Raw genomic sequence first — 24,815 nt, 5'->3', positions numbered from 1 at the left:
GCGCACACCCTGGGGGCCGGGGCGCTCAGCCGCCCGGCGGGCGCGCGGTCGTGCCGGAGGTCAGCCGCCAGAGCCCGGCCAGCTCGTAGTAGACGCCGTTGACCACCTGCAGGAGCAGCAGCGTGACCGGCCACAGCAGCGCGCCGAGGCCGGGCACCACGTCCACCGGCAGGGTGTACGCCATCACGATCCGCGCGGCGGCGTCGAGCAGCATCGCCACGCCCCAGATCGCGGTCGAGACCCGCCAGATCCGCCGGAAGGCCGGCTCGCGGTCCCACAGTACGTCCCAGGAGGTGCCGTCGGAGCGGAACCGGCCTTCCAGCAGCGGCCGGCCGGCGTGGAAGAGCAGCGGGCGCCTGGCCCTGATCGAGACCAGGAGCCAGAGCCCGGCCACGCCGGTCAGCCACCCGTCCTTGGCCAGCAGGAACCGGGGGCTGCCGCTGACCAGCGCGGCCGCGACGCCGAGCAGCATGGTCCCGGCGACGAACCCCGCCATGCCCTCCAGGCTGCGGGTGCGCAGCCACCGCACCGCCGTGGTGAGCGCCGGCAGGGCGGCGCCGGCCAGCAGTGCGACGAAGACGCCGACACCGGCGGCGCGCAGCCCGTAGTACACCGCGATCGGGACCAGGACGTCCCAGGCGACACCGAGCAGCAGGCGCCGGCCGCTGGGCCGGGACTTCGGCGCGGGGGAGTCGCCGCGGGCGCTTCGCGTGGTGGTCACGGCGTCCTCCGGGGCCGGGGAAGGCCAGGGTAGTGCCGCACCTGCGGACCTGTCCGCTCCGCCGTCCGGCCCGCGAACTCGCCCCCGGCCGCGTGCCGTTGGCCGCGGTGGAACCTGCCGGTCAGCGCGGCCGGTCAGCGCGGGCGGTAGCGCAGGTAGCGGACGTTGCAGCCGCCGCGCGCGGGGGCAGTGCTCCAGCACCGCGCGGCCCAGGCCGGCGGCCCCGGCGGCGTGCCCGTCGATGTGCAGGCGGGCGCCGCCGTCGAGGGCGAGGCGGCAGCGGTAGTCGTTGCCCAGCCGGCGGGCGAGGCCGTGGATCCTCGGGGTGCCGGGGATCGTGATCGACACGACCTGGCTCCACTCCCAGCCCACCGCGCCACGCCGCGAGCCGTGGACCCCCACGCGGGCCCGGCCGCCCCGCCGCCCGGGCGTCGCCCGGTGTCCCCTCCGCGTACACAAACGTTTGTTACCATCACGGCCCGCGCGGACACTTGGGGGGCCGCGCACGGGGAGACGGAGCGAGATCCATGAGCGTGCCCACCGACGTCGCACGGTTCCGCCTGGGCCACCGGACGAGCATGACCCGCACCGAGGGGCTGCGCAGCACGACCTATCACTCGCAGTGGCACCTGTTCCCGCTCGGCGCGAGCCGGCGCCCGGAGACGGGGTCCGTCGTCCTCGACGCGTTCTGCGGCGACTGCCGCCTCCCCGTCAAGGTCGTGCTGGAATCCGAGTCGACCGCCGCGCAGAAGCAGCGCACCCGCACCACGTCCGGCTGGCTCCTGCTCGCGGCGGGCATCGCCCTCGTCGCCGTCGCCTGCCTCATCGGCGGCGGCGGAGCCGTCCCCGGCCTGTCAGGCGTGACCGGCGTGATGGCCGTACTCATCAGCTTCGCCGTACGCAACGCGGGAAAGACCTACCCGGGCGTCCACCTGCAGCCCAACCAGCCCGCCACCAAGAACACCCCGCACCGGATCTTCGTCCGCTGACACCGCCGGACGCCGACACGACTCCCGGCGAGCCCGTTCGGCCCCGCCGCCGGCGCCTCTGCGTGCGCCACGGCCGGCCGTTCACAGGCGGGGAGCTGACCCGTCGTACCGAGCGGCGGCGGAGTGCCTGAGACCGAGCTCGACGGAACGGCACAGGCGCAGTGCGTCCTGCGGGTCGTCGGCCCGGTGGCCGAACCGGCGGATGAGCACCACCGAGTCGAGGGTGACGCCTTCGCGGGCCAGCACGAACAGCAGGGCGAGCAGGGCGGCGCGGGCGTTGCCGTCGTCGAAGGGGTGGAAGAAGCAGACGTCCAGGTGGGCCCGGGCCGCCCTGGCGGCCAACGAGGGCCGGTCGTCGGCGGCCTGCGCCAGACAGGCGTCGAGGCGGCTGCGGGTGTCGGGGCCGATCCCGTAGCGCTCCTCGCCGCCCTTGGCGAAGGCGGGGTGGGTGCGCAGCGGCGGCGGCTCGGGTGTGCCCAGGACGTGCTGCTGCCAGCCGCGCAGCAGCTCGAAGTCGAGCACGGCACCACGCGCCGCGTTGGCCCGCACCAGCTCCAGGGCGGTGAGCAGGCCGGCGGCGCGGGCGGGGTCCACCGCGGCGTCGAAGGAGCGGAAGTCCTCCGCCGCGCCGTCGCGGGCGGAGGCCGCCCGTCCATGGTCCGCGTCGGCCCCGCCGTCCGGCCACGGCACGCTCCCGCGTATCGCGAGCCAGCGCTCCAGGTGGTCCGGGAGCTCATCCGGGTCCGGCGACCAGCGGGTGTCCTGCGGGCGCAGGGGACCGACGAGCCGCTCGGCGACCTCCTCCGCCAGGACGCTGTCCGGCGCGGTCCAGCTCTTGAACCGGCCGCCGACCGCCTGTTCCACCAGCCGCTCGGCCACCTCGGGGTCGACACCCCAGTGGCTGAGGAACCAGCCCAGGACCTGCCGGCAGTGCCCGTACCAGCCGCTCTCGGCGCCTGTCCGGTCGGCCACGTGCAGGATCAGGTTGCGGGCGGTGCGCTCCCACAGGATCCGGTCCGCCGCCAGGGTCTCCGGGTCCAGGGGGTAGGCCTCGAACCACCGCGCGAGGTGCTCCAGCCAGTCGCGCCACTCGCACAGTGACGCCACGACCCGGTCGAGGGTCTGCTCCGTAGTGGTGATCGAGTGCGACCCGCAGCACCAGTTCCCGACCGGCCCGCCGTCGACGTCCCCCTCGCCGACCGACCAGCGCCACCCCGCCGCCCACCGGCCGTAGTGTTCGATCAGCACGTGCGTCATGGCATCGGACCAGGGCCTGGCCACCTCCCACGCCCAGTTGCCTACGGTCGGATCGAGGGTGGGGTCCGGCCGGGAGGGCACCCGCCGCGCCGGACCGAGGGAGTGGACCACCTGTGCCGCCGAAGCGGGGTCGAAGGGGTGGCCGGCGGGGTCGACCTCGTCCCAGGTCAGGCCTGCGGGGTAGAGCGCATTGGACACCCGGTCAGGGTGCCACGGGGACCAGGGGTCCGAGCAACGCCATTTCCGCGCCGCCCGGACTACCCAGGACTCCACCTCGGCCGGGTCGCCAGGACCACCCGGGGACACCCGCGAGGGCCCCGCGCCCCTCGCGCCGGCCCCACCGGTCCTGGGCGATCGCCTCCATGAGGCGGCGCCGGGCGGCCACGGTGCGGGTGAAGGCAGGCCCGCGAAGCGGTGCCTACCGGCTCGATCCCCGCCGGTTCGGGGAGGGGCGGCGGCGCGGCCCCGTCCGTGCTGCGAGACTGTCGATCATGACAGACCACCGCCCTCTCGCGATGCCCACCTTCTCCGCGACCGCCACCGACGCGCCGCTGCCCGCCCAGTCCGGCGCGCGCCGGCCGCCGGTCGAGCAGGGCGCCGACTTCCGACAGCCACCCGGCGAGACCGCCGCCGTGCCCGCCCCGGCCCGGCGTCCGCTCGCGGCCGGCGGCCTGACCTTCTCCGATCCGGACCACCAGATCTGACCACCGGCCGTTCCACCGCAGGCCTCGCGACGTCACCGGAGGATTCCGAAGCAGCACCACGCCGTGTGCAAGACGGCCAGGGAAGCCGCCAACAGCGGCGGCCTCCCCAGCACGGCCCGGCCCGGCGAGCCGGCCGACCGCCCGCCACGGGAACCGCCCGGGGCGGGCAGCCGCTGTCGGATCACCGGACGGCCTTTAGGGCCTGCGGACCATCACAAACCCCGTGGCCGGTGCCCGTGCGACATCAGCAGGCCCTCATTGATTCATTGATCCCACGTTTACCGGGCGCCGACAGCATTCGGGCCCATGAACAGACGATCACGCGTCGGCACCTGGCCGGGCCTGCTGGCCCTGGCCGTGTGCGCCACGCTCGCAGCGCCGTCGACCCCCGCGCAGGCCGTCACCACGGTCACCGACCAGGAATCCACGATCACCTTCGGCAACAACAAGTGCCTTGAGGTGGCTGGGAGTTCCACGGCGAACGATGCACAGGTCCAGATCTACGACTGCAACGGCTCCGGCGCCCAGAAGTGGATCTCACGCGAATACCCCGACGGGCGCCCCGGCGTCGCGTTCTACAACGCCGTCTCCGGCAAGTGCCTGGACCTCAAGGACGACAACCACACCGACGGCGCCAGGATCCGGCTGTGGCCGTGCAACGGCAACGACGGCCAACGCTGGATCTTCACGAACGAGACCGTGGGCGGCCCCCTGGAGCTGTCCAGCTACGGCTACGGCTGCGTGGACGTACCGAACGGAAACCTCGCCAACGGGCAGGCGGTCCAGTACTACCACTGCAACAGCAGCCCCGCCCAGACGGTCGCCCTCCAACAGACCTCCGTCTCATCCCGCCCCATCTACGCCATCGCCCACAACCTCAACGACCCGGGCCAGGTCCACCCGGCACTGGACGCGGGCTACAACGCGATCGAGGCCGACGCCTGGTGGGGCATGCCCTCGAACAACGGCGTCGCCTGGTGGGCCCACGACGGCGACGTCCCGGCCTCCGGCTCCGCGCCCCGGTTCCAGGACGTCGTCAACAAGATCATCGAAGCGAAGAAGAACCACGAGAACATCACCTTCGTCTGGATCGACGTCAAGAACGCCTGGAGCGGCGGCAGCTTCGCGGTCAACCAACTGCTCGACCTGGCGCACCAGCTCACCACCAACGACATCGCCGTCGTCTTCGAGATGAGCAGCGACGAGGGCAACGCCCAGTGGACCCAGGTCGCCAACGACGTCGCGGGCAACGGCATGGAAGGCCTGTTCGCCGCCAACGACTCCCTGAGCAGGACCCAGAGCCTGTTCGACGCGACGAACATCCCCCGGCTGCGCCGCTTCACCGACCGGGGCGCGGCGAACCTCGCGCTCGGCTGCGCGACCGGGCCGTTCAGCACCGACACCTCCTACCGCGACCGCGGCGACGCCAGCCACGGCGGCCGGCAACTCGGCGCCGTCATGGCGTTCACCCTCAACGACAGCGGCAACTCCACCAACTGCATGGCGTCCCTGCTGTCGCAGACCGGCATCGACGGCATCATCCTCGGGCACGACGTGGACGACTACCGGGACGATTCCACGACCCGGGGCGTGCTGGCGCACTACGCCGACTGGATCACCTGGCACCCGAACCAGGTCCGCATGGCCACCGACCGGGACGACATCTTCGGCTGATCGTCAATCACGACCGGGCGATCCGACCGGCCGCCAGGGCAGGCACGCAGGCCGGGAACGGGAGGGGAGGTGCTCCGAGGCCGGGCCCTGCAGGCCGGGTCGCCGGAGCTACGACGGTCCGGCTCCGGCGTCGGAGGGCGGGACGTCCTTCAAGGAGTAGCCGGAGCGGGTGGCCGCCTGGTACTGGACGGTGACGACCGCGTTGCGCTGGAGTACCACGAGTTCGATGGGTTGGAGTTGCAGTCGACGTCGATCGAATCGCCGGTCGTGTGGGAACCGCCGGGGTGTGCCGCGCGGGAGTCCTCACGGAGCCCGGCCCATTCGGTCACCGTGCCCGCGGATCCGGAAGCGGTGTAGAGGGCTGTCAGGGCTGTGTCGGCGGCCGTGATTTGTCGCCATCGCGGTGGACGCCGCCGAGGCAGTCCTTTCCCAGGAACGTCTCGCTTGTCAGTGTGGCCATGATTCCTCCTCGATCCCGGGTACGGGCACGACCGGCGGCGGGCAGATCGCCGGTACCGGGGTGAGCGGCGAGGTGCGCAGGACCCGGACGCTGCCCAACCCCTCCGACACCGGCGGCAGTTCGCCCCGCCCGCCCGGCGCGTCCGGTTCCGGGAGGGCCTCCACGGCCAGCACGCTGAGCGAGGCGTCCAGGGGCAGGCCGAGGTAGCCGAGCTTGGTGAGGATCTCGACGTTCGGGAAGGACAGCACGCTCGACGGGACGTGGGGATCGAACGGTTCGTGCTTCCAGGCCGGAGGGTCGCCGCGGCGCGGGCGGGATTCCAGCAGCACGTTGCGCCAGTCCCGGCCGTCGGCCTGCTGCACCTGGGCGTAGAGCAGCGCGCTGATCGTGGTGGCCGGCGGGTACGGGCGCACTCCGGTGCCGTCGGCCACCGAGGGCGCGTGCAGGGCGGTGACGGTGACCTTCTCGTCGGTGCGGGTGACCGTGCAGCGCAGCTGCGGTGCCGGGTGCTGCACCCCGGCCACCCGCAGGGGAAGCCCGAAGCGCCCGGCTGCCGTGCTCCAGCGCGAGCAGTCGTGACCGACCCTCAGCTCGTAGACGTAGAAGCCGAAGAGCTCCGGCGCGTCGGGGCCGAGGCCTTCGGGCAGTGGGAGCAGGTAGTGCAGGCCGTCTGCGGCGGGGATCAGCTCCTGCATCAGCGAGTGGCCGGCGCAGTCGGCGGAGCTGCTCTGGGTGACCACCCGGATGGGCTCGGCGACGTCGAGCGGCGGTTCGGCGGGGTCGGGCCGCTCCGGGGCCCCGCGCAGCAGCATCGGGTCGGGGGCGCCGGCCAGGATGCGGGCGAAGTAGCGGTCGGCCGGGTCCTTCGGCGGTTCGGCGAGTTCGAGGTAGAGCAGGCGCCGCCGCTCCCCGGTCGCGGTGTAGCGGTCCTGGTCACGCTGGTAGGGGGTGGCGGCGATGCCGGCGGACCGCAGCCGGGGGACCTGGCCGGGCGGTGTGGTGATCGGCAGCCGTAGCGGCCATTGCTGGACCGGGTCCTGCTGGGCCGGCGGTGGCTGGCGGAAGGCGGGGACCAGGCTGTAGGTCAGCCGGGTCTCGCTCGGGGGCTTGTCGACGGACGGTTTGTCGTCGTAGGCGTCGAGGAAGAGAAGCTCGGTGCGGTCCCGCGCCTGCGGGTCGCCGTCCCCGTCCGCCGGGCCTGTCCCGTTCGCCGGGCCTGATCCGTCCGCCGGGCCTGTCCCGTCCGCCGGTCCTGTCCCGTCCGCCCGGCCCGTCGCGCTGCGGGCCACGGTGCGCGGCAGCGTGATGGTGCCGACGGGGACGCCGTCACGCCGTACCTCGAAGGCGGCGGGCTGCAACGCGTCCCAGCTCCAGTCCCGCTCCAGGCTCAGGCGCAGGCAGACCAGCCAGCGCCGGGTGAGGTCGGTCCTGGTCGCGAAGGTGATCGCGTCCCGTTCCGGGCTGAGCGTGTGCCGCAGCCCGGCCGCCGCGCCGAGGACCAGCCGGCGCCCGGCGGGCGCCGAGAGCGTGAGCGCGCAGCGGGTGAGCCCGAGCTGGTGGGCCAGCCGGTCCACCAGGTCCGACGGCGCGTCGACCCGTTGCCCCGAGACCGCCTGCTGCGCCGCGGCGGCGGGGTTGTCCTCCGGGTCGGGCTGCAGGAAGACGGCCTGGATCTGGGACCCTGCGGGCGGGGACTGCAGCAGTTGCCGCTCGTCGGCGGACGGTGCCCGCAGGTACACGCTCACGGGCGCCGCGCCGGTGCGCGCGCGGTCGCTGCCCCAGTAGCCGAGCGCCTGGTCCTCGCGGCCGAGGGCGGTGAGGACGAGGCGGACGTCGCGGGCCGTCGGCAGGCGCAGCGGGTCGGGGTCGGGCAGGGGGGTGGGGCCGGTCAGGGTGAGGTCCGCGAGCCGGTCGGTGGTGGGGAGGTCCTCGAAGACGGCGCGCAGCGTCAGCGGCTGGTCGGGCGCGGGAGGGAAGGCCTTGACCGCGGTGTACAGCGGCCGGAACGGCTGGGCGGTGTCGGAGTCGGTTGCCGGGTCCCCCTGGAGCGTGCGCACCGACACGTCGATGCGCAGTTGGGTGACGTCCGGGTCGGGCCGGGCGGCCTCGCGGTTCTCGCTCCGGGCCGCGGGCAGGTCGGCGAGCAGCGCGTCCATGGCGTTCGGGAAGCCGGTGTACACCAGGTCGGGGTAGCCGAGCAGCGGCCGGTGGACGGTGTAGGCGGCGCTGCGGCCGTCCGTCCCGACGCCGCCGCCGTGGTCGACCCGGACGGCTCGCGGCGGGACGAACCGGCGGAACGGGACGGTGGCGACCGGCGCGGGCGCGCTCGGGTCGTGCTGGTCGGTGACGAGCGGACCGCCGCCGGCCAGGTCGGTCAGCCGGACGCGGAACTGGTAGGTGTGTCCGTAGCGCAGCGGTACGGCGTCGGCGTCCACCGCTCGGTAGACCGTGTCGGCGCTGGGGTGCTTGCGCCCCGAGACCTCGACGGCACTCGGATCGGCCAGCACCAGCGACCCGCCCCGCCAGGCGGTGAAGTAGGCCGGCAGCCAGAAGTCGCCTTCCGCCCGCAGGTCGTGGTTGACGGGCGTCGTCTCGACGGCCAGTTCGCCGTCGAAGTGGCCGAACCCGAGCGGGCCGAGCGCGAGGTCGCCGGCGACGTGGGTCAGTGAGTGCCAGGGCGCGCCCGGGGCGCCGTCCTCGCGGACGTCCACGCGGTACCCGGCGACGCCCAGCGGTGAGTCGGGCGAGGGCTGGGCGTCGTGGGCGTTGATGCCGAGCTGGCGGTTGAGCCAGACGGTCACCTGGTCGTCGTCCCAGCCGAGCCGGATGCCGGTGTCCTTGACCGGGGGCAGTGCTCCTGCGGGCGGTTCGAGGTCGTGCTCGACCTGTGCGGCGCTGCGCGACTGCGCTCCGTGCACCACGCGCGCGAAGCCGTGGTCGTAGGCGTCGGCCTCGACGAAGACCTGGTCGAAGTCGCCGGTGCCGGTGACCGGGAAGAGCACGGCCGCGAAGACCGCACGCGCGGTGGTCAGCGGCGGGATCCGGGCGGCGTAGCGTGCGAGCAGGGCCGGACTCGTGTTCGCCTCGGCCCGGAAGGCGCTGCCCGCGGCCAGGTCGGCGAAGAGGTAGCCGCCCTGGTCGACCGGGGCGACCGTGCCCGAGGTGAGTGTCGTGTCGTACAGCAGACCGAGCTCGCGGGCGAGTTGGGGCTGGCGCAGGACGAAGGTGAGCACCTCCTCCCATTCGAGGCGTGCGTCGGGCTGGTCGGGCGGTGGGACGTGGGGCTTGGTCTCCTTGAGCACGCAGTCGTAGGAGCGGTCGGTGACCAGGAAGCGCGAACGCGGCGTGGTGCAGCCGTTCGCGGCGCGGAAGCTGGGCGGGAGGAACTTGCGGACGGCGGAGGGCGGGCCCTCGGGCGCCAGGCCCGAGGGGCGGATCCGGAAGAGCGCGGCCAGTTCGTCGAAGAAGGCGCGACGGCGTGCGGGCCGGGTGGTGGTGAGCGCGGTGCGGTGGGCGCTCACGGGGGTCGGCAGGTCGGTGAGGGTGGGCACGAACATCGCGTCGAAGGCGAGGTCGGCGTCGGCGAACGCGGTGCCGGTGCCGGGCAGGGCCGTTCGCGGGTCGCCCTGGGGCAGGACGAGCAGGGTCAGGGTCAGGGTGGGCGGCTGCCAACGCCCGGGCAGCAGCAGGATGTTGAGCGGTGCGCTGTTGATGGGCATCGGGGCACCTCCACGATGGGGCGGCACGGGGCGGGCGGTCCCGGCGCACGAAAAGGAGCTGGTCTCAGGGCACGGGGATCAGCCCGGCCTTGGCGGCGCCCGCGACGAGTTGCCAGTCGACGGTGACGTCGAAGGCGGTGTGGAAGGACTTGCGGGCCTTCACCAACCACGCCGCGGTGACGGTGCCGGCGACCAGGATGTCGCCGTGCAGCCTGACCGAGATCCTCTGGACGTCGACGCGGTCGACGTCGAGGTGGCCGTCCACGGAGAAGCTGAACCCGAGCAGCCCGGACAGCAGCGTGGCGCGGCCGTCCATGCCGAGCACGATGCCCGGCTGGAAGCGGTCGCCGGCCCGCCCGATGAAGTAGCCGTACTTGACGCCGGCTTCGAGGTCGATCAGGCCGGGGATGAGCGTGCCGCCGACCGAGCCGGCCGCGCAGGCGTCCAACTCGACGGTGGTGGCGCCGCTCTGGTCCGCGCCGATCTTGAAGCGCAGCAGCCCGCCGCCGTAGATTTCGGGGAAGATCAGCTGCTGGTAGCTGCCGGTGATCTCCAGGAAGACCGATCCTCCGCTCTTCGCGGCCAAAAGGTCGGCGGCGATGTCGGCGCCGACCTTGAGATGGCCGAGCAGCTTGCCGAACCCGCACTCGACCGGCTGTCCGTCCGGCTGGGCCACCGCGAAGTCGGCGACGGCGCTGAGGCGTACGGCGGTGCCGTCGCGGGTGAGCGAGACCTGCAGCGGGCCGGGCAGTCCCGGTGTTCCGCCGCTGGGCACCAGGCTGTTGAGCAGGTTCATCACCTCGGCCACCGGCTGCAGCGGGCCGGCCAGCTCGACCGCGGGCGTGGGGAAGTCCGTCGGGCCGGCGGTCGGCGAGTCGATGTCGTGGACGATGGTGAGGATCTCGCCGAGCGGCTCGAACCGCAGGTGCTGTTCGACCTGCTGCTGCACGATCCGCCAGTCCTTGTCGGACTCGACCAGCACCTTGGACGAGGCGTACTGCGTGCGCGCCGTCCAGGAGCCGGCGTTCACCAGCAACTGGTCCACCGCCGCGGGGAAGGAGACCGTGCCCCCGGCGAATCGCAGCTGTCCGGCGTCCAGGGTGAGCGGGAACGCCTGCGGCGGGTCGCTCGCGTCGAAGGGGATGGCGTCCGTCGTCGGCGGGGGGAAGAGCCCACCGGCGCGCAGCAGGGCGTACGGATTGGCCAGCCGGGGCGTGTCGACGCTGGTGATCTCCGCCTTTCCGGCGTCGATCTTCGGCCGTGGGTAGAGGATCCGCTGGGTCTCGCTCGCGAACAACAGGGCGTAGTAGTCGTCCGGGTGGTCGTCGAAGAGGTGCGCGGGGTCGGCGAACCGGAAGCCGTTCGGGTTGGCTCCGGTGGCCGTCGCCTCGCCCCGGCGGATCAGTGGCACGCCCCGCTGGGCGTCCACCGGGGTGACGGTCTGGTCCGGTTCGACCCGCACCACGCTCCACTGGCCGGGCGCGGGGAGCGCGGGCGCGCCGTGGACGGCGACGGCGAACTGCCCGAAGGCCTGGTCGGCGCTGTCGGCGTGGACTCCGGTGACGCGCATCAGGTGCGGGGAGTCACCGATCCGGATGGTGCAGTCCACCGGCCCGCCGAGCGGTCCCTGCAGGGCGAACAACTGCTGGAGCTGGCCGGGCGTCAGCGCGCCGACGCCCCCGCTGGTGACCTGCTCGGCGAGCGGGATCCGCTGGACGAAGCCCAGGTGGCGGTGGGCCGGGACCCGGCCGTTCGCGCCCCCGGCCGTGAGACCGTCGATCTCGACGTCGGCGTCGAAGTAGACCGCCTGGAGCGTGGGACCGGGCGACCCGGCGGCACCGTCGAGGTCCACGTACAGGGAGGTGTCCCGGATCTCGCGGATGTCGAACAGGCCTCGTACGACGCCCGGGTGGAAGGTGATGCCGGGGGCCTTCGGGTGGTGGAAGAGCCCGGGTGTGCTGGCCAGCCAGCCGCTGTCGAAGCGGACCACGGCCGCGTTGCCATGGCGTTCGAGGGTGATGGTGCGCACCAGCGTCGCCTGGCAGGGCCAGAGGATGGTGGTGAACTGGACGCGTTCGAAGGCTGTTCGGCCGTGGAAGGCGTCGAAGGCGACCTGGGTGATCGTCACGGCGGACGTGGAGTCGTTCACCCAGCGGCTGAACACGTTGGCGCCGTAGCCGCCGAGTTCGATCCGGTTCAGTGGCACCTCGGTCCGGAAGAGCGGGTTGAAGTCGCTGGCGAGCAGGCCGAGGACGGAGGTGAGCGGTGACCCGGGGGTGAGGTTCTGCAGTTGCTTGGTGGCGCCGCCGAGCAGGGGGACCGGGGGTGCGGAAGGGTCGTCGGTGCCGGCGCTCACTCCGGCCCGCAGGCTCAGCTGGCGCGCCCCGGTCATCCGGTCGGCCGGATGGCCGCTCGGTGCGGCGAAATCGGGGCTCTGCAGGTCGAGTTCGGGCGGCTTGCGGTACCGGCGGTCGTGCGGATCGAGTTCGGCCAGGGCGATCAGGCCGAAGGGCAGGGTGAACAGCGCGCTCACGCCGGCCGCGTCCTGCCGGTAGCCGCGGACGACCTCCTCGGCCAGCGGGACCGGTGCGAGCGGGACGAGCGTGACGGAGTCGGCCAGGACCAGGGCGGGGAGGCCGTCGTCGCCGGAGTGCAGCGGCCCGTCGGCGTCGCCGGTCATGGGGCTGTACAGGTTGTGCACCGTCTCCCAGTGGAACTGGGGCAGCAGGAAGATCCGGGCGTTGCCGGCGGAGGTGTTGAGCATCAGGTCCTTGACCGTGACCGGGAGCCGGGCGGCGGCGCTCAGCGGGATGCTGACGCCCAGTTGGTCGGAGTTCGAGGAGAGGTCGAGCAGGGTCAGGCCGGTGGACTGGCCGAGCTCGTCGAAGACGGCGAGGAGCCAGTCCAGTGCCTGCTGTGCGGGCGCGGAGGGCTGGGCAGGATGCTCGGCGGGGTGGAAGCCGAACACCGGTCCCGGTGGTGGGAGCAGGTCGGACGGCAACGCGTCCTGGGTGCTGAGGCCGATCGTCAGGTCGGGGGTGGCCGGGTCGGGCCAGGCGACCTTGGCCTGCACCGTCACCGCTTCGGCAGGCGGTTCGCGATCGGTGAGGACGGTGAAGTTCGCGGTGTAGGGGTCGGGGAGCATGGGCAGGGCGTGGAGCAGCCCGAGGTCCAGCGTGAGTGTGCCGGAGTCCAGCCGGTCGGGTGCGGCGAGCGGTCCGGCGACGGTCAGGCGGGACGGCGCGGTGGTGGACAGCAGTACGTTCGCCAGTGACAGCGCCATCCGGCCTGCGGCCTGAGGTCCTGCGGGCGCCGCGTTGAGCTGGAGCTCGCTGCCGCCGGGCCGTTGGACCAGGACGCACAGCGCCTTCATCGGAGCGTCGATGCCTTCCCCGGCGGCACTGCGCGGTCGGTCCAGATGGGCACGGGCGGTGCCGGCCGTCATCAGCACGTCCGTGGCGGGCACACTCCCGTAGCGCAGGGGGAACTGCTGGGGGAAGCCGATCGCGACCGAGGAGCGGACGTCGGGCTCGGACTCCCGCCAGAGCCGGAACTCCTGGCGGGCCCGGCGGGCGGTGGCCCGTGGGCAGCCGAGGGACAGCGTCCGCCCGTCGGTCAGCACGTCGACGGGGCCGAGGACGGCCGGCCCCCCGTCCAGGCCCGGCCAGCTCGCGGTCAGACCGTCCTTCACGGAGAGCAGCAGCTTGCCGGTGCCGTCCGCCTCGCCGAGTCCGTCGAGGGTCGAACCGACCACCGGCAGTGCCCAGGCCGCGCGGGCGAGCGCCGCCGTGCCGGACGGTGTGAACAGATCGGCCCTGGTCCGGGCAATGGCGAGCCGGTCGGGCGTGGGGGTGAACGGGATCAGTAACCGGCTGGAGTCCTGGTCGTAGGCGGGCGGGCCCGGGGCCGGCCGCAGGGTGAAGGAGCTGCCGTAGACCGTGAGCGAGGCATTGGGGATGCTGACGGACCCGGCGGACGGCTCGAGCAGGAAGAGCGCGTTCACGGGGAAGCCCGCTGTGGTGTCCGCGGCCTCGGCGCCCGGTCCGGTGAGCGGTCCGGTGCCCGGTCCGGGCCCGGCCGGGGGATCGAGGATGACGTTCAGCCGCAGGTCCGCGCCGGCCGGCACCGTCAGCTGCCCGTCGACGAGCTGCGGCGCGGCGTCGACGTCGAGGGTGCCGCTCCTGACCCGCAGGCCCACCCAGCCGTCGCCCGGGGCCGAGCCGACGAGCTGGGTGACGGCGATCCAGACCGTGCCGCCCGGCAACTCGAAGTGCCCCGGGCCGGGCGTCCCCTGGCTCGCCGGCGGCAGCGCGAGGATCGGCGGGCCGGCCGGACCCCGGTGGACGGTCAGCCAGGAGTGCGACTGGAACAGGTCGAACCAGACCCGACGGTCGGCGCGGTCGAGGAACGGGCCGAAGGTACGCGCCACCTGCTGGGCCACCGCCCGGTCCGGCGCGGACGGGTCCACGCCCGCGGGGAGGCCTTCGCGGCGGATCAGGCGGGGTGCGGGACCGGGCGGCCGTGGCGCCGAGGCGTGCTGCGCGATCAGGTAGTCCAGTTCGGCGCGCAGGGCCTCGTCCACGGTCGGAGCGGTGCGGGAGGACGGAGACGGGCCGCCGGGCGCGCCAGCGAGCAGGGCGCGCCGCAGGTCCGTCAGCTCGGCGGGCGTGGTGTCCGGGCCGGGCCGCAGATCCCCGGTTTCCGCGATCAGCAGGCTGAGCAGGTCGCTGTCGGGCATGACGGTAGCCCCTCTACGCGCGCGGCAGTGCGTGTCGGCGGCCGTGGCGTCCGCGCGCAGCATCGTCCGGGGCCGGCCTTCGCGCGGGTCCGCACGTGGCGCCGGGCCTCCCGCGGCAGCTGCCCCTTCGGGGCCGTGCCGGCCCGGACCGTACGGTGGAGCCCGCGCACGCCCGAACGGCCGCCGGTTCAACGGCCGCCCGTCCGGCTGGAATCGTCGCGGCACAGGGCCGCAGTTCCAGCCTCCCGCGATGGCGCGCGGACCGCCAACGGACGCGCAGGCGGGCAGCCGCAGCGCCGACGGCAGCAGTCGGCCCTCCTCGGGCCTCCGGGAAGGAGGGGCCGTTCGTGTGCTCGCGGCCGGGGCCTCACCCTGGATGTGCCAAGAGGGCTGGGCCGTGGGGGCCAGCCCTTCCTGAGTGAGCGGCTACAGACCCGCCCGGTTCAGCAGCCACTCCATGTGCTCGCCCGGAAGGAACGGTGATGCGCCGGCGGCTTCCGCGACCTGCTCCGAGGAGTCAGCGAGGAGGCGGAGCAGGGATTGGAGCGGGAGGTTGCGGTGGGGCGCGACCGCGCGGCGGACGCGGTCTTCGGGGTCGGCGGCCAGCTTCTCGGCGAGTTCCGAGGGCAGATCCGGATCGCGGGGTGCGAAGGAGCGGAGTCGGGGCTCAGGGTCGGTGGCGAAGCGGCGCAAGGCTGCCGGCGGGAACGTCAGAACCTCCTTCTTGTCCCACCAGAACGTGAACTTGTCCCGCCGGGGCCGGTAGCGGCGCTCGATGCTCTCGGCGGTCGCGAGATCGACCAGGTGCGGGGCGGTGTGCGCCATGGTGAGGCGGACAATCTCCTCCTCGTCGTCGAGCAGTCGGGCCACCGCATTGGCGGGGAGGGCCTTGCCGGCGGCCGCGGAGGCTCGGAAGCTGACGTAGGGGGAGTCGATGTGCGGCAGCGGATCGGCCGTCACCCAGGGCAGCCGCAGGATCCGCAGTTCCGTGGGCGCGAACTCGTTCTGGAACCACTGCAGGACCGTTTCGTCGTCTGCGTCAGGGTCCGGATCAGCCGTCGAGCGCGACAGCTCGTGGACCGAGGCGTGGATCTGTGCCCGCACGTGCTCGGGCGTGTCCGGCCGGGCGAAGACCTTCACGCGGACGCTCAAGGCCGGATCGACCGCAAGGGCCTCGCGGGCCGGCGGCGGCAGGTCGGGATGCCGGGCGAGTTCAGCGCGAACCTCGCTGTCCGGATCTGCGGCGAGGCGCTGGAGGGTGTCCGCGTCGAGAACAGCGTGAATGACCGCGCCCGCCCGAGTCACCGGGTCCGCCAACAGCGCCGGCAGCAGGTCCGACGGCGGTGTCGGATGCGGCTGATGCGCGTAGTAGGTCGAACAGGCCGCAGCGCGGACCTTGGCCTCGGGATCGGTCAGCAGAATCCGGCGGACCGCCTCCGGTGCTTGTGGCCAGTGCTTCGCCAGCGCGGCACGGATCGCGGGGTCGGAGTCGGCGGCGAGGCGGACCCGGAGGTCGGGCGGTGTGTGGGGGCCCTGAGCCAGGTACTCACGGACCCGTGGATCGGGATCGTCGATGAGCTGTTCCAGCATCTTCCTCGGTGCGGTCGCGGCGTGGACAACGAGCGCTGCCCGCACCGCCCCGTCCCGATGCGCGGCCAGTCGGATACGGAACCGGTCCGGCAGCCGGTCGTTGAGCGCCAGGCTGTGCAGGAGCCAGTGGTCGTCGATCGCGAGGATCTCGGCGATCATGTCCTCGGTAAGGTCCGGACGCTTCGCCACCTTCCCCATGCCCCGCCGCCATGCGAACAGTCGCCGAACCATAGAAGCCGGCAGGGCGGAATTCATCGCCAACCCGTCCATCACCTCGTCGAGGTGAACCGGGGTCAGAGCGTCAGCATCCATGCGGCCAGCATGCCAGGCGGGCTTCCACGCGCCGCCGCCGGGCGACAACCACGGCGGCGCTTCGAGCGGTGCGCCGGCCACCGCGGTCAGCGCCCGGGGATCGCCACTGGGCCGAGCCGCTCTCCGCGCCAGCCCAGTGGCCCTGTGGTCAGCTGGAAATCCGAGCGGCCCCTCTGCGGCCCTCCATGCCTTCCCGGGGGGCACCGAGACTTCGCCGTCCATCAGTTCGGTCTCAAGGCCATCGAGCGCTCGACCGAGGTGGCCTGAGGATTCACCGCCAAGCTCGGCGCTCGGTCCTCTGTGGATGGTCTCGCTGGTCTTGATGGTGTGGCGGTACTTGTCGCGCAGGAAGTCGATCACCGCCCGGGCGTCGTTCATCGCGTCATAGTGGTGCACTGGCCGCCGGAGCACACCCTCTGTGGCAAGGGCGTTTCGTGGCCTCGCTCCCGTGTGAGGTGTCGGCACGCCCTTCTGCGAGCCCGCCGCCGAGACCCCCGGCCCGCCGTGCCCAGTCCGGCCCGGGCGGGCCGGGGAGCCTGGCTGCTCGCGGCCGAGCCCGCCGCACCACAAGGAAGTTGGTGCTGCCGCGTTGTCCGGGCCGGCCTCGGCGAGCGGGGGAGCGGCTACGGCCCCGGGGGCGGCGCGGGCGGTGCCGCTGCTCAGGCCGACGAAGTCGGTGCAAGGCGGGAGCGGCTGCGAACGGTGCAGGCACACGGCGTCGTCCGTTCAGGGGGACCAGGAGCCGCCCCGGTCCGTGTCCACAGGGCTCGGCGGTGTCGGTACCGGCACGGCCGCCCCGGCAAGGCGATCATGGCCCTGGCGTGGTCGACGGTCCCCGGCGCGGGGCGGCTGATCGCAGCACCGCCCGATAGCAGGTGGAGGAACGTGGGGCGCCGCCCCCCACGGCCCCCGCGTCACCTCGCCCGCGTCCTCCGTACCGGAAAGCACCCGTCCATGGCCGTCTCCCGGACACCGTCCTCCCACCGCCGGGCTGCGGCCGGGCCGGCTTCAGCCTTCTCGGACGCCGTATTCTCCTCATGAGCTGATCTGACCGAGCGCTGCAGTCGGCGAGTTGAGCGTCCAGCCGGCCGGCTCGCCGCGCTGCAACATCTCAGAGCATCCGCTCAGCTGTCGCCGCCCGTGCGCGTAGTGCCGCGGCCTCCTCGGGCTGCCCCTGGGCCGCCAGAATCCGGACTCGGTACTCCATCGCGTACCCGTCGCCCAGTTCCTCGGCGCGTAGGAACGCCTGCACGGCCCGTGCCAGGTCGCCGCGGTCCCGGAAGGCCACACCCAGGGCGGTGATCGGGAACGCCTCGTCCTGCGCGAGGATCACCGGCGCCCAGCGTTCAACACCGGCCGCATCGCCGCGGGCGAGCGCCTGCTTGACCAGGCCCAGCATGGCGTCCGGATCGCCGAGCGCCGCGGCCTTCTCCCAGATCACCTGCGCGCGGTTCGCGTCACCGCTGGCCTCGTGCTGCATCCCCAGATTGAAGCCGGCCACGTCGACGTTGATGCCCAGGTCGATCCGCGGGCCACCTCCGCGCAGGCGGAGGCGATCGGCCCGCCGACCTTGACGGTCGCCTGCCCCAACAGGTGGTTGCCTGGACGGAGCGCCGGAGGGGTGCCTGGACCGTGTGCTGGACGGTGTGACCGGGGGATGCACCGGAGGCAGCGGTCCCTGGGCGGCGGCCCGGTTCCCGTGTTTTCGCTGGTCGGAGCGGCTGGGCAAGCTGGTCGCGGCCAATGGCGCCTCGTCCCACGCGACAGCCGCGGGAAGCGGCCACGGTGCCACCGGCAACCCGGCCGCCACCACGCCGCGCTGACGTGGGTGCGGGTGTGGCTGCTCGGCCGGGGGCTCGGCTCGCAGTTCGGCACGGGAGCCGGTTCCGGGTTCGGTCCGCGGTTCGGTTCAGTGGTCGGCTCTCGGTGCCGCTTACCACCTGTTTGCGCTGCTCATCGGGGGTGACAGGCTGAACTCACCGCTTCGACTCACCTCCCTGGGCCCCTGTCTGCTGGTGGTTGTGCTGGTGGGGGCGTTGGCCGGTGTGGCGGGTCGCTGCGCTGTGCTTCTCCTTCTCGCGTCCGGCTGATGCCGGCCGCTCGCGGTGGGGGTGGGGCGCTGCGGCCCCGGAAGGTCACCAGGCCTGGCCGGGCCGTCGTCAGCCCAGCCGAGTTCGGCACGGTGGGCACAGGTGGGGTGCCGCCGCCCTGGCCGTGCCGGGTCGCTGTCCGGGTGCTGGCTCGTCGTCGCCCGCAACCTGATCTCCAGTGGCGCGGCCGTCAGCGGCGGCTCCCCGTCCGCGACCACCTGCACGGACGTCCGGTCCCCCTGCCTGACCACCCACCCGGCCCAGGGGGGCTGACCCCTTCGTGGTGGTGCGCGGGAAGTCGGCCCGGCCGACTTCCCGCGCACAAGTCCGGCCCTCCTCAGGCCGGGTAGACGATCGAGCCCAGCGGCGGGCAGGGGATCAGCATGGTGCCGATGCCCGGACGTTCGACGAAGGCCCGGGCTGCGGCGGCCTGTTCGCGTCGGGTGTCCAGATCGTCGGCGTGCCAGGCGTCGTGCCTGGCACGGGTGTGGTCCCACGAGTCGTCGATGAGGCTGAGACTGACGTTGCCGGCGCTGCGCTGGAGATCCGCCTTCACGGCGGCCTGTCGCAGTGCGGTCTGCGTGGCGGCGAGGTCGAGGCGGGTGATCAGCACGCCTGGCGTGTTCGGCTCGCGGGTCGGCATGGGGGCGTGCGGGAACAGTGTGACCCCGGTGTCGAGGCGGCCTATGTTGTCGACGGTCGCCTGCTGGGCGTCCCGCGCCATGATCTGCATCTCCCGGTGCAGCCAGAGGAACTCGTCGAGGTCGGCCGGGGTGACGCGCATCCGCTCGTACAGGGCCCGGAAGCGGGGATCGCGGTGCAGCGGGCGCACGAGGGGCATGTGGAACGCCACGCAGTCGTTGAACCCGTTCGCCACGGCGGCGTCGAAGTGGAGGAGGCCCCGGTCCACCTGTCCCTGTGCGACGGCCAGGCCCCCGAGGCCCGAGTGCCCCGATGCGACGAGCCACCTGCCGTCGGGGCCGAGCGCCGTGGCGCGCGCGACGACGTCGTGGAGGCCGGCGGCGGCATCGACGCCCCGTGGGGTAAGGCCATTGGTCATGACCGCCGCCAGAAGATCGTGCACGTGGGCGGTCAGTGAGGTGACGCTGTCGGCCATGGATCTCCTCGATGGGCGTGAGAGGGCGAGGTACTCAGGCCTGGGTCAGCCGGCTTTCTTCAAGACCGTCGAGGACGAACCCGTTGTCGAAGCGCACCCGGTAGGTCGTCCGAGCGCCGGCTCCGGCCTCGAACGCTCCCGGCCGGGCGACGTTCTGGCGGAGGTCATCGATCAGGCTCGCCGCGAACGCGTCGAACCGGTGGCCGCGGACTTGCTGATCGAAGCTCGCGAGGTGGTCCTGGCCGGCACGGCCGACCTCCGTGGTTGAACCCATGACCGTTCCCGCCAGCCCCTCGGCGAGGAACAGCGGCCCGGGAACGCCACCCCCGGTCGCGGTGTCACCCGTGGTGACCTGCGCATCCCCGGTCAGCCTGACCCTCGTGCCGGCCTCGTACGGCATGGGCGCCCCCCTCGTTCGATTTTTGGTTCGCAAGCGTAGTCGAGTTGCCTCGGGGAGAAACGGTGTTCGGCAGGACTCGGGAGCTTCGTGACCGGGCGGCACGCCAGCTGCACCCCGCCGGGCCGGTAGCACGGGTCGCGGGTCCGTGGTGCTGCCGAGCACAGGCCTTCGCGGGCCTTTGGCGGCTCCAGCCTCTGTTCCGACGGGCCTCGGCAACGGCCGGCCCGCCCTCGGCTACGACCTCACCAAACACAAGGAGCAGGATCAGCAGCGGCAGAGTTCGAGGACGATGTCGTCGAAGTGGGGGTACTCCTGGCCGGCCTGCTCGGTGATGGCCCGGGCCGGGCGGCGCCGTTGTGGGGCGAAGCGTTCGGCGACGGCGGTCCGTTCCGGGCTGGGGCGGGGGGTCCGGTCGGGGTCGTTGTCGACGGTGGCCTCGAAGGGGCCGGTGCCGGCGGCGAGTACCCACAGGAAGTCGGCGAGGTCGGCCGCGACGACGCCGGTCCCGCCCTCGGACCCGAGGACGACCACGGGCTGGTCGGTGAGAGGGCGGTCGGGGCGGGCGAGCCAGAACGCCGCGCACCCTCCGGTGCCGTCCTGCCCGAAGACCCGGAAGCCGTCGCCGGTCAGCTCGTCGTTGCCGCTCCAGAGGCGGAGCCAGTCGGTGGTGTCCTCGGCGGAGAGGAAGGCGTCGAAGGGCTCGAAGTCGATGCCCTCGCCGCCGCCGTAGTCGAACGGCACCGCCAGCGCGGCGGCCAGTGGGCAGGGGAAGCGTCGGTCATCGGCGGCTGTCACGCGCGCAGAACCTACCGGGTCCGTGTGTCGGTGGAGGGTTCTAGGGTCGATGGGTGACGACGACTTCCAGCCCGCACCCGGGTCTTCCCGTGCCGTTGCCCGACGTTCTGCCGGATCCGCGGGCGGTGCTGCGGGGTACGGACTGGCCGTCGCTGGGCACCGCGTACGGGACCGCGGAAGGGCTGCCCCGGGTACTGGCACCCCTCCTGGGCCCGGACCCGACCGTGGAGGAAACCCGGCGGGCTCTCAATGCCCTGGAGCCGGTGCAGCACCAGAACACGATCCACGAGGCGACCGCGCCGGTCGCGTTGTACGTCGCGGCGGTCCTGGGCCGCCGTGCCGAGCACCGTCGCGGGGCGGCGGACAGGGTGAGTGCTCCGCTGCTGGGCCTGCTGGCCGGTATCGCCTACGACAGCGACGATGCCTGCGTGGCGGCCCATCAGCGGTACTTCGAGGAGGACTTCCTGGAGGGCTACCCGCCCATGGCGGCCGTACGTGCCCTGAGGCCGCTGCTGTTCCAGGCCGTCGCGCCGTTCCTCGACGACCCCGACACCGCGGTCGCCGAGAACGCGCTGCGCGCCGCCCTGGCATTCGCGGAACACCCCGACCTGGCCGCGCACCGTGATGGCCTGGCCGACCGCGCCCGCCGCCTCCTGCTCCTCTGCGACACACGGTGGCGCCGCTGGCAGGCCCTCGACGCCCTGACCGCGTGGGGCCACGACACCACCGGCCTCGCCCGGCCCGGCGACGACGACCGCAACCCCTACGTCACCAGCTCTTCTTGGCCCCGCGGCGACGGGGACCCCGACAACCCGCCATTCTGACCATCAGGCCCCGGCGTGCAAGCCAACCGACCTCCACCGGTTTCCTGGCCTGCTCGCCGAGCACGGGCTGTTCGGGCCGGCGTGGTGGCGCGACGGCCGCCCTGGACGGCACGCCCTCACCGAGGCCCTGGACAACCCCGACGGCTCGACCCCGAGGTTGCGCGCGGATGTCCTCGGCGCGCTCGGCGTGCTGAAGGCCGCCGGCGCCTGCTGCGGCCCAAGGCGGCGTCGAACAAGGCAGTCCGGCAGGCACCGGGCGGCCTCACGCTGCACGGCCTGGCAGCCTCCGACGGCAGCACCGCCGCTCGGCGCAAGTCGTGGCGGCCACGCCGCGCTCGGTCACCGACCACTGCCCGCGCGGTAGGCCGCCACGGCGGCCGGCAGGACGGCTTCCACCCCGACCACGGGCGCCTGCTCGATCAACTTGTCCACTGTCAGCAGCACATCGCCTTCCCGGACGAACGCCCGCTCGATCACCCACGGCTGCGTGTCGTCCGCGGAGGTGACGGTGATCCGCAGCACCAGGCCGTCGTCCGCCGGCACGCCCGGATCCTTCGTCGAGACGGTGTTGTGCGTCGCGGGGCCGCCGAGAGGAAGCGCGTCGGAGTAGGAGGCACAGCGCTGCGCCGCGCCGCGGACGGCGGTCATGACGGCGGCCGCCTGGCCGGGCCCGTAGCGGTCGAGCGTCTCCTCGCCGTACCAGCCGTCGGCGAGGCTGTGGGGGTCGGTGGGCGGCCGCTCCAGGCTGACCCACGCCTCGTCCAGGACCTGTGTGTGGGTGGCCAGGAAGCTGTCCGTCACCAAGTCCGAGCACGGCATTGACATGATCGGGGCGCGAGGAGCGGGGGAGCGGGGAACGTCGGGCAGCAGCTTGAAGCCGGCCGGAAGCTGAGCGGACGTCAGCAGAGCGGCGGCCAGTCGCGGCGGCACAGGCCCTGCAGAGGCCGGGGCCCCACCCCCCGACTGCACGCCGGAACACCCAGCCAGCCCCAGCCCCACTGCGACCCCCGCAACCAGCGCGACAGCACGCACACGCACCGGACAACCCCCTCCGTAGCCCCAAGATCGCGCGCATCCTCTCACGCGCCGGCGTGGCCCCGAACCGTCGGCCCACGCGTTCCCGCACGGCAGAGGGCTGGGCCCGCTGGTGCTGCCCGCCCCGACCAAGCGAGAGCTGGTGGCCGCGCTGGCCTCCACTCCAGACGGAGGACCGCGTGCTGCACGCGAAGCTCTACCCGGCGAAGGGCCGTCGAGTGTGACCTGTTGGTTGCTGTGGTGGGGGTGTTTGGCTTCTTTCGCCGTGTTGTCTGGACCTTTGGTTGTGCCTGTCGGGGGTGTCGGGTGGGTGGTGTCGGGCGGCTGGTTTGGTGACTGTGTGTGGTGGTGGGTGGGGTCGGGGGGTCGGGTCGGCTCGCTCGGGGGTGGGCCCGGTGTTGTGGGCTGTTTTCGGGGGTGAATTCCGCCGGGTATTCCGCCTGGTTGTTTTGGTGGATTGGTTGCCGATGATGGGGTGAATTCGGGTCGGAATTGCGGTGGCTGGGGGTTGGTGTTCGGTTTTGTGTGGGTCGGGCTCCGCGTCGTCCGGGCCTGCTGCGCCCTGCTCGGCCGCCGCCGTCCCGGGTCTGCCGTCCCCGCCGGTGGCCGTGCCCGCCTCGCCGCGCCGCCGTCCCGGGTCTGCCGTCCCCGCCGGTGGCCGTGCCCGCCTCGCCGTGCCGCCGTCCCGGGCCTGCTGTGCCTGGCTGGTGCTGCGCCGCCGTCCGGGGCCGTGTGCGGGCCCTCGCTGTGCCGCTGTCCCGGGCTGCTGGGCACCGCCGTTCCGGCCGGACGGCTGGGTGGCCGTCAGGCCGCCCTGGAGGTCGCTCTGGTGGTGGTCTGGGAAACCATCCACGGCGCCGTTCTGGTGGTGGGTGGGGGCTGTCGCGCCTGCTGTCGCGTTGCCTGTCGCGATGGGGTGGTGTCGTGTGGTGTGACGTGGGCGGATACCCGGTTTCCCCTGTGTGGTGGGGCGCGACAGGTGGGCCCGGCGGGCTGGTGGTGGGTGCAACGCGGGGGTGCAACGCGGTGTTGCGCTGGGGTGCAACACGGGGCTGTGTTGCGGGTCTGACCAGGTGTTATGTGGCTGGGAGCGGGGCGGGTGGGCGTGTTGCGGTGCCGTGTTGCATTCCGCTGCCTGTTCCGCCGGCCTCGGCGGTTCCCGCTGCTCGCCCGCGCGGCCCGGCCCGGTGCCGCGCCCCGGCCCGCCGCTGCGCCCTCCTGGTCGTCGTCCTGGTCGGCCGCCAGGCCGTCCCGCTGCGCCCGGCTTGGCCCCGCCGTCCAGGCCCGTGCCCCTGGAGGGGGCCCTGGTGGCCCGGTCCTGGCCGTCCCGGCCGCCTCCGGGCGTGCCCTCCGCCGCGCTGCTGCCCAGGGCCGCCGTCCAGGCCCGGCCGTCCTGGTCCGGTGTTCGGTTCGGTGTCGCTGCTCCGGGAATTGCTGGGTTGACGCTTGGCGGGATTTTCTGGGCCGGTCTGGAAGGGCGGTCGCCGTGTCGGCGTGGAGGGCCGTAGGCCCCTTTCCAACGTCCCTGAATGTGATTTCTGCCCGCTGCGCCATGCGGGGCTTTCGGATTGCCCGTCTGGAAGAGGTCGGAAGGGAATTCGTATTCCGGCTCTGAGTGTCGCTGGAAAGGGCCGGGACGGGCGGTTGCCGCGAGGTTGTGTTTTCGCGTCCCACGCCCGATCGCGGACCGGTAGGATAGAGCTGTACGACGCTCCGGGAAGCACCGCCGAAAACGCTTCGGATGCCCGCCGGGGATTCTCGGTTGAGGGCCCGTCAGGGACCGCCGTCCGGGCCGCTCGTGAGGGCCCGCCACAGGGGCCGGGGAGGAGGGTGGCCCGGGGTTGGCACCCGAGGGCCGCAGGCCCCGCCCCGAGGGCGGCGGATGGGCTGACAGCCCAGGAACCGCAAGGCTGGACCGGCCACCGGCCGGGACCGGGGAGGGGCTCCTGGGGTGGGGTTGTGGCTGATACCCGAAGTCCGCGACACATCGTCAACGCCGAGGGCCGCAGGCCCCGGCCGGCACCCCGCCCGTTCGGAGGGATGGGCCGCTACCCGAATTCCGCGTCACATCGTCAACGCTCACCCCCGGGCGCAGCCCGGGAAACCCGGCCAGCAAACCGGCCCGTAGGGCCGTGAAAAACACTGGCCAATTGACCGGGAAAGCCGACTGATTGACGGGCCGTAGGCCCGGGACACAATGCCCCGGATTGGCGGAGCGCAGCGACGCCCGACGCCCGCCCCAACGGCGCGTGCCGCGCCCACGAATTCGCCATCGGCGAATTCCCCCAACTGGCGGCCGGGGCGCCGCTGACGCGGCGTCAGCCGCCCACCCACCGCCCGCCGAGGCGCAGCCGAGGCCACGCCACGCACGGTGACGCCGTAGGCGGCAC

At 73.2% G+C, this 24,815-nt stretch carries 14 protein-coding genes; 4 read left to right on the top strand and 10 right to left on the bottom strand.

The features are described from left to right. Positions 1 to 25: 25 nt before the first annotated feature. On the bottom strand, positions 26 to 721 hold the full coding sequence (locus ACIQWA_RS37490; protein WP_402490758.1) for a VC0807 family protein: 696 nt from the start codon (positions 719 to 721) through the stop codon (positions 26 to 28). 527 nt (positions 722 to 1,248) lie between these two features. Between ACIQWA_RS37490 and ACIQWA_RS37485 the strand changes: the two genes are divergently transcribed. Then, positions 1,249 to 1,710, top strand: a complete 462-nt coding sequence (locus tag ACIQWA_RS37485; protein WP_402490755.1) for a hypothetical protein — start codon at positions 1,249 to 1,251, stop codon at positions 1,708 to 1,710. An 81-nt stretch (positions 1,711 to 1,791) separates the two neighbouring features. On the opposite strand, the gene ACIQWA_RS37480 is transcribed toward ACIQWA_RS37485, so the two are convergent. Then, the gene (locus tag ACIQWA_RS37480) at positions 1,792 to 3,165 is read right to left on the bottom strand and encodes a Fic family protein (protein WP_402490752.1); all 1,374 of its coding nucleotides are present in this window, start codon (positions 3,163 to 3,165) and stop codon (positions 1,792 to 1,794) included. Positions 3,166 to 3,458: 293 nt separating this feature from the next. Between ACIQWA_RS37480 and ACIQWA_RS37475 the strand changes: the two genes are divergently transcribed. Both ACIQWA_RS37475 and ACIQWA_RS37470 read left to right on the top strand, forming a co-directional pair. Further along, a complete protein-coding gene (locus tag ACIQWA_RS37475; RefSeq protein ID WP_360231839.1) occupies positions 3,459 to 3,671 on the top strand; it encodes a hypothetical protein in 213 nt (70 codons plus the stop codon). A gap of 306 nt (positions 3,672 to 3,977) precedes the next feature. Then, positions 3,978 to 5,345, top strand: coding sequence for an RICIN domain-containing protein (locus ACIQWA_RS37470; protein ID WP_402490748.1), 1,368 nt, complete (start codon positions 3,978 to 3,980; stop codon positions 5,343 to 5,345). Positions 5,346 to 5,792: 447 nt separating this feature from the next. Here the strand turns inward: ACIQWA_RS37470 and ACIQWA_RS37465 are convergent, their stop codons facing one another. From ACIQWA_RS37465 to ACIQWA_RS37435, 7 genes are all read right to left on the bottom strand, one after another. Beyond that, positions 5,793 to 9,524 (bottom strand): hypothetical protein, encoded by a 3,732-nt coding sequence (locus ACIQWA_RS37465; RefSeq protein WP_402490745.1) that lies wholly within the window; start codon positions 9,522 to 9,524, stop codon positions 5,793 to 5,795. A 64-nt stretch (positions 9,525 to 9,588) separates the two neighbouring features. Then, positions 9,589 to 14,262, bottom strand: coding sequence for a hypothetical protein (locus ACIQWA_RS37460; protein ID WP_402490743.1), 4,674 nt, complete (start codon positions 14,260 to 14,262; stop codon positions 9,589 to 9,591). A gap of 426 nt (positions 14,263 to 14,688) precedes the next feature. Then, positions 14,689 to 16,542: a hypothetical protein gene (locus tag ACIQWA_RS37455; RefSeq protein ID WP_402490740.1), complete on the bottom strand. Its 1,854-nt coding sequence runs from the start codon at positions 16,540 to 16,542 to the stop codon at positions 14,689 to 14,691. 733 nt (positions 16,543 to 17,275) lie between these two features. Beyond that, entirely contained in the window at positions 17,276 to 17,665 is a 390-nt protein-coding gene (locus ACIQWA_RS37450; RefSeq protein WP_402490738.1) for a hypothetical protein, read from the bottom strand. A 926-nt stretch (positions 17,666 to 18,591) separates the two neighbouring features. Next, entirely contained in the window at positions 18,592 to 19,371 is a 780-nt protein-coding gene (locus tag ACIQWA_RS37445; protein WP_402490735.1) for a hypothetical protein, read from the bottom strand. A gap of 34 nt (positions 19,372 to 19,405) precedes the next feature. Further along, complete coding sequence (locus tag ACIQWA_RS37440; protein ID WP_402490733.1) at positions 19,406 to 19,771, bottom strand: hypothetical protein; 366 nt, start codon at positions 19,769 to 19,771, stop codon at positions 19,406 to 19,408. Positions 19,772 to 20,035: 264 nt separating this feature from the next. Beyond that, entirely contained in the window at positions 20,036 to 20,566 is a 531-nt protein-coding gene (locus tag ACIQWA_RS37435) for an SMI1/KNR4 family protein (protein ID WP_402490730.1), read from the bottom strand. Positions 20,567 to 20,829: 263 nt separating this feature from the next. On the opposite strand from ACIQWA_RS37435, the gene ACIQWA_RS37430 reads away from it, so the two are divergent. Then, positions 20,830 to 21,390 (top strand): hypothetical protein, encoded by a 561-nt coding sequence (locus ACIQWA_RS37430; protein ID WP_402490728.1) that lies wholly within the window; start codon positions 20,830 to 20,832, stop codon positions 21,388 to 21,390. A 339-nt stretch (positions 21,391 to 21,729) separates the two neighbouring features. On the opposite strand, the gene ACIQWA_RS37425 is transcribed toward ACIQWA_RS37430, so the two are convergent. After that, entirely contained in the window at positions 21,730 to 22,194 is a 465-nt protein-coding gene (locus tag ACIQWA_RS37425) for a hypothetical protein (RefSeq protein ID WP_402490725.1), read from the bottom strand. Positions 22,195 to 24,815 lie beyond the last annotated feature (2,621 nt).

The sequence above is a fragment of the Kitasatospora sp. NPDC098652 genome (assembly GCF_044760155.1).
Lineage (GTDB): Bacteria > Actinomycetota > Actinomycetes > Streptomycetales > Streptomycetaceae > Kitasatospora.
This window is presented reverse-complemented; position numbering and strand designations above follow the sequence as displayed.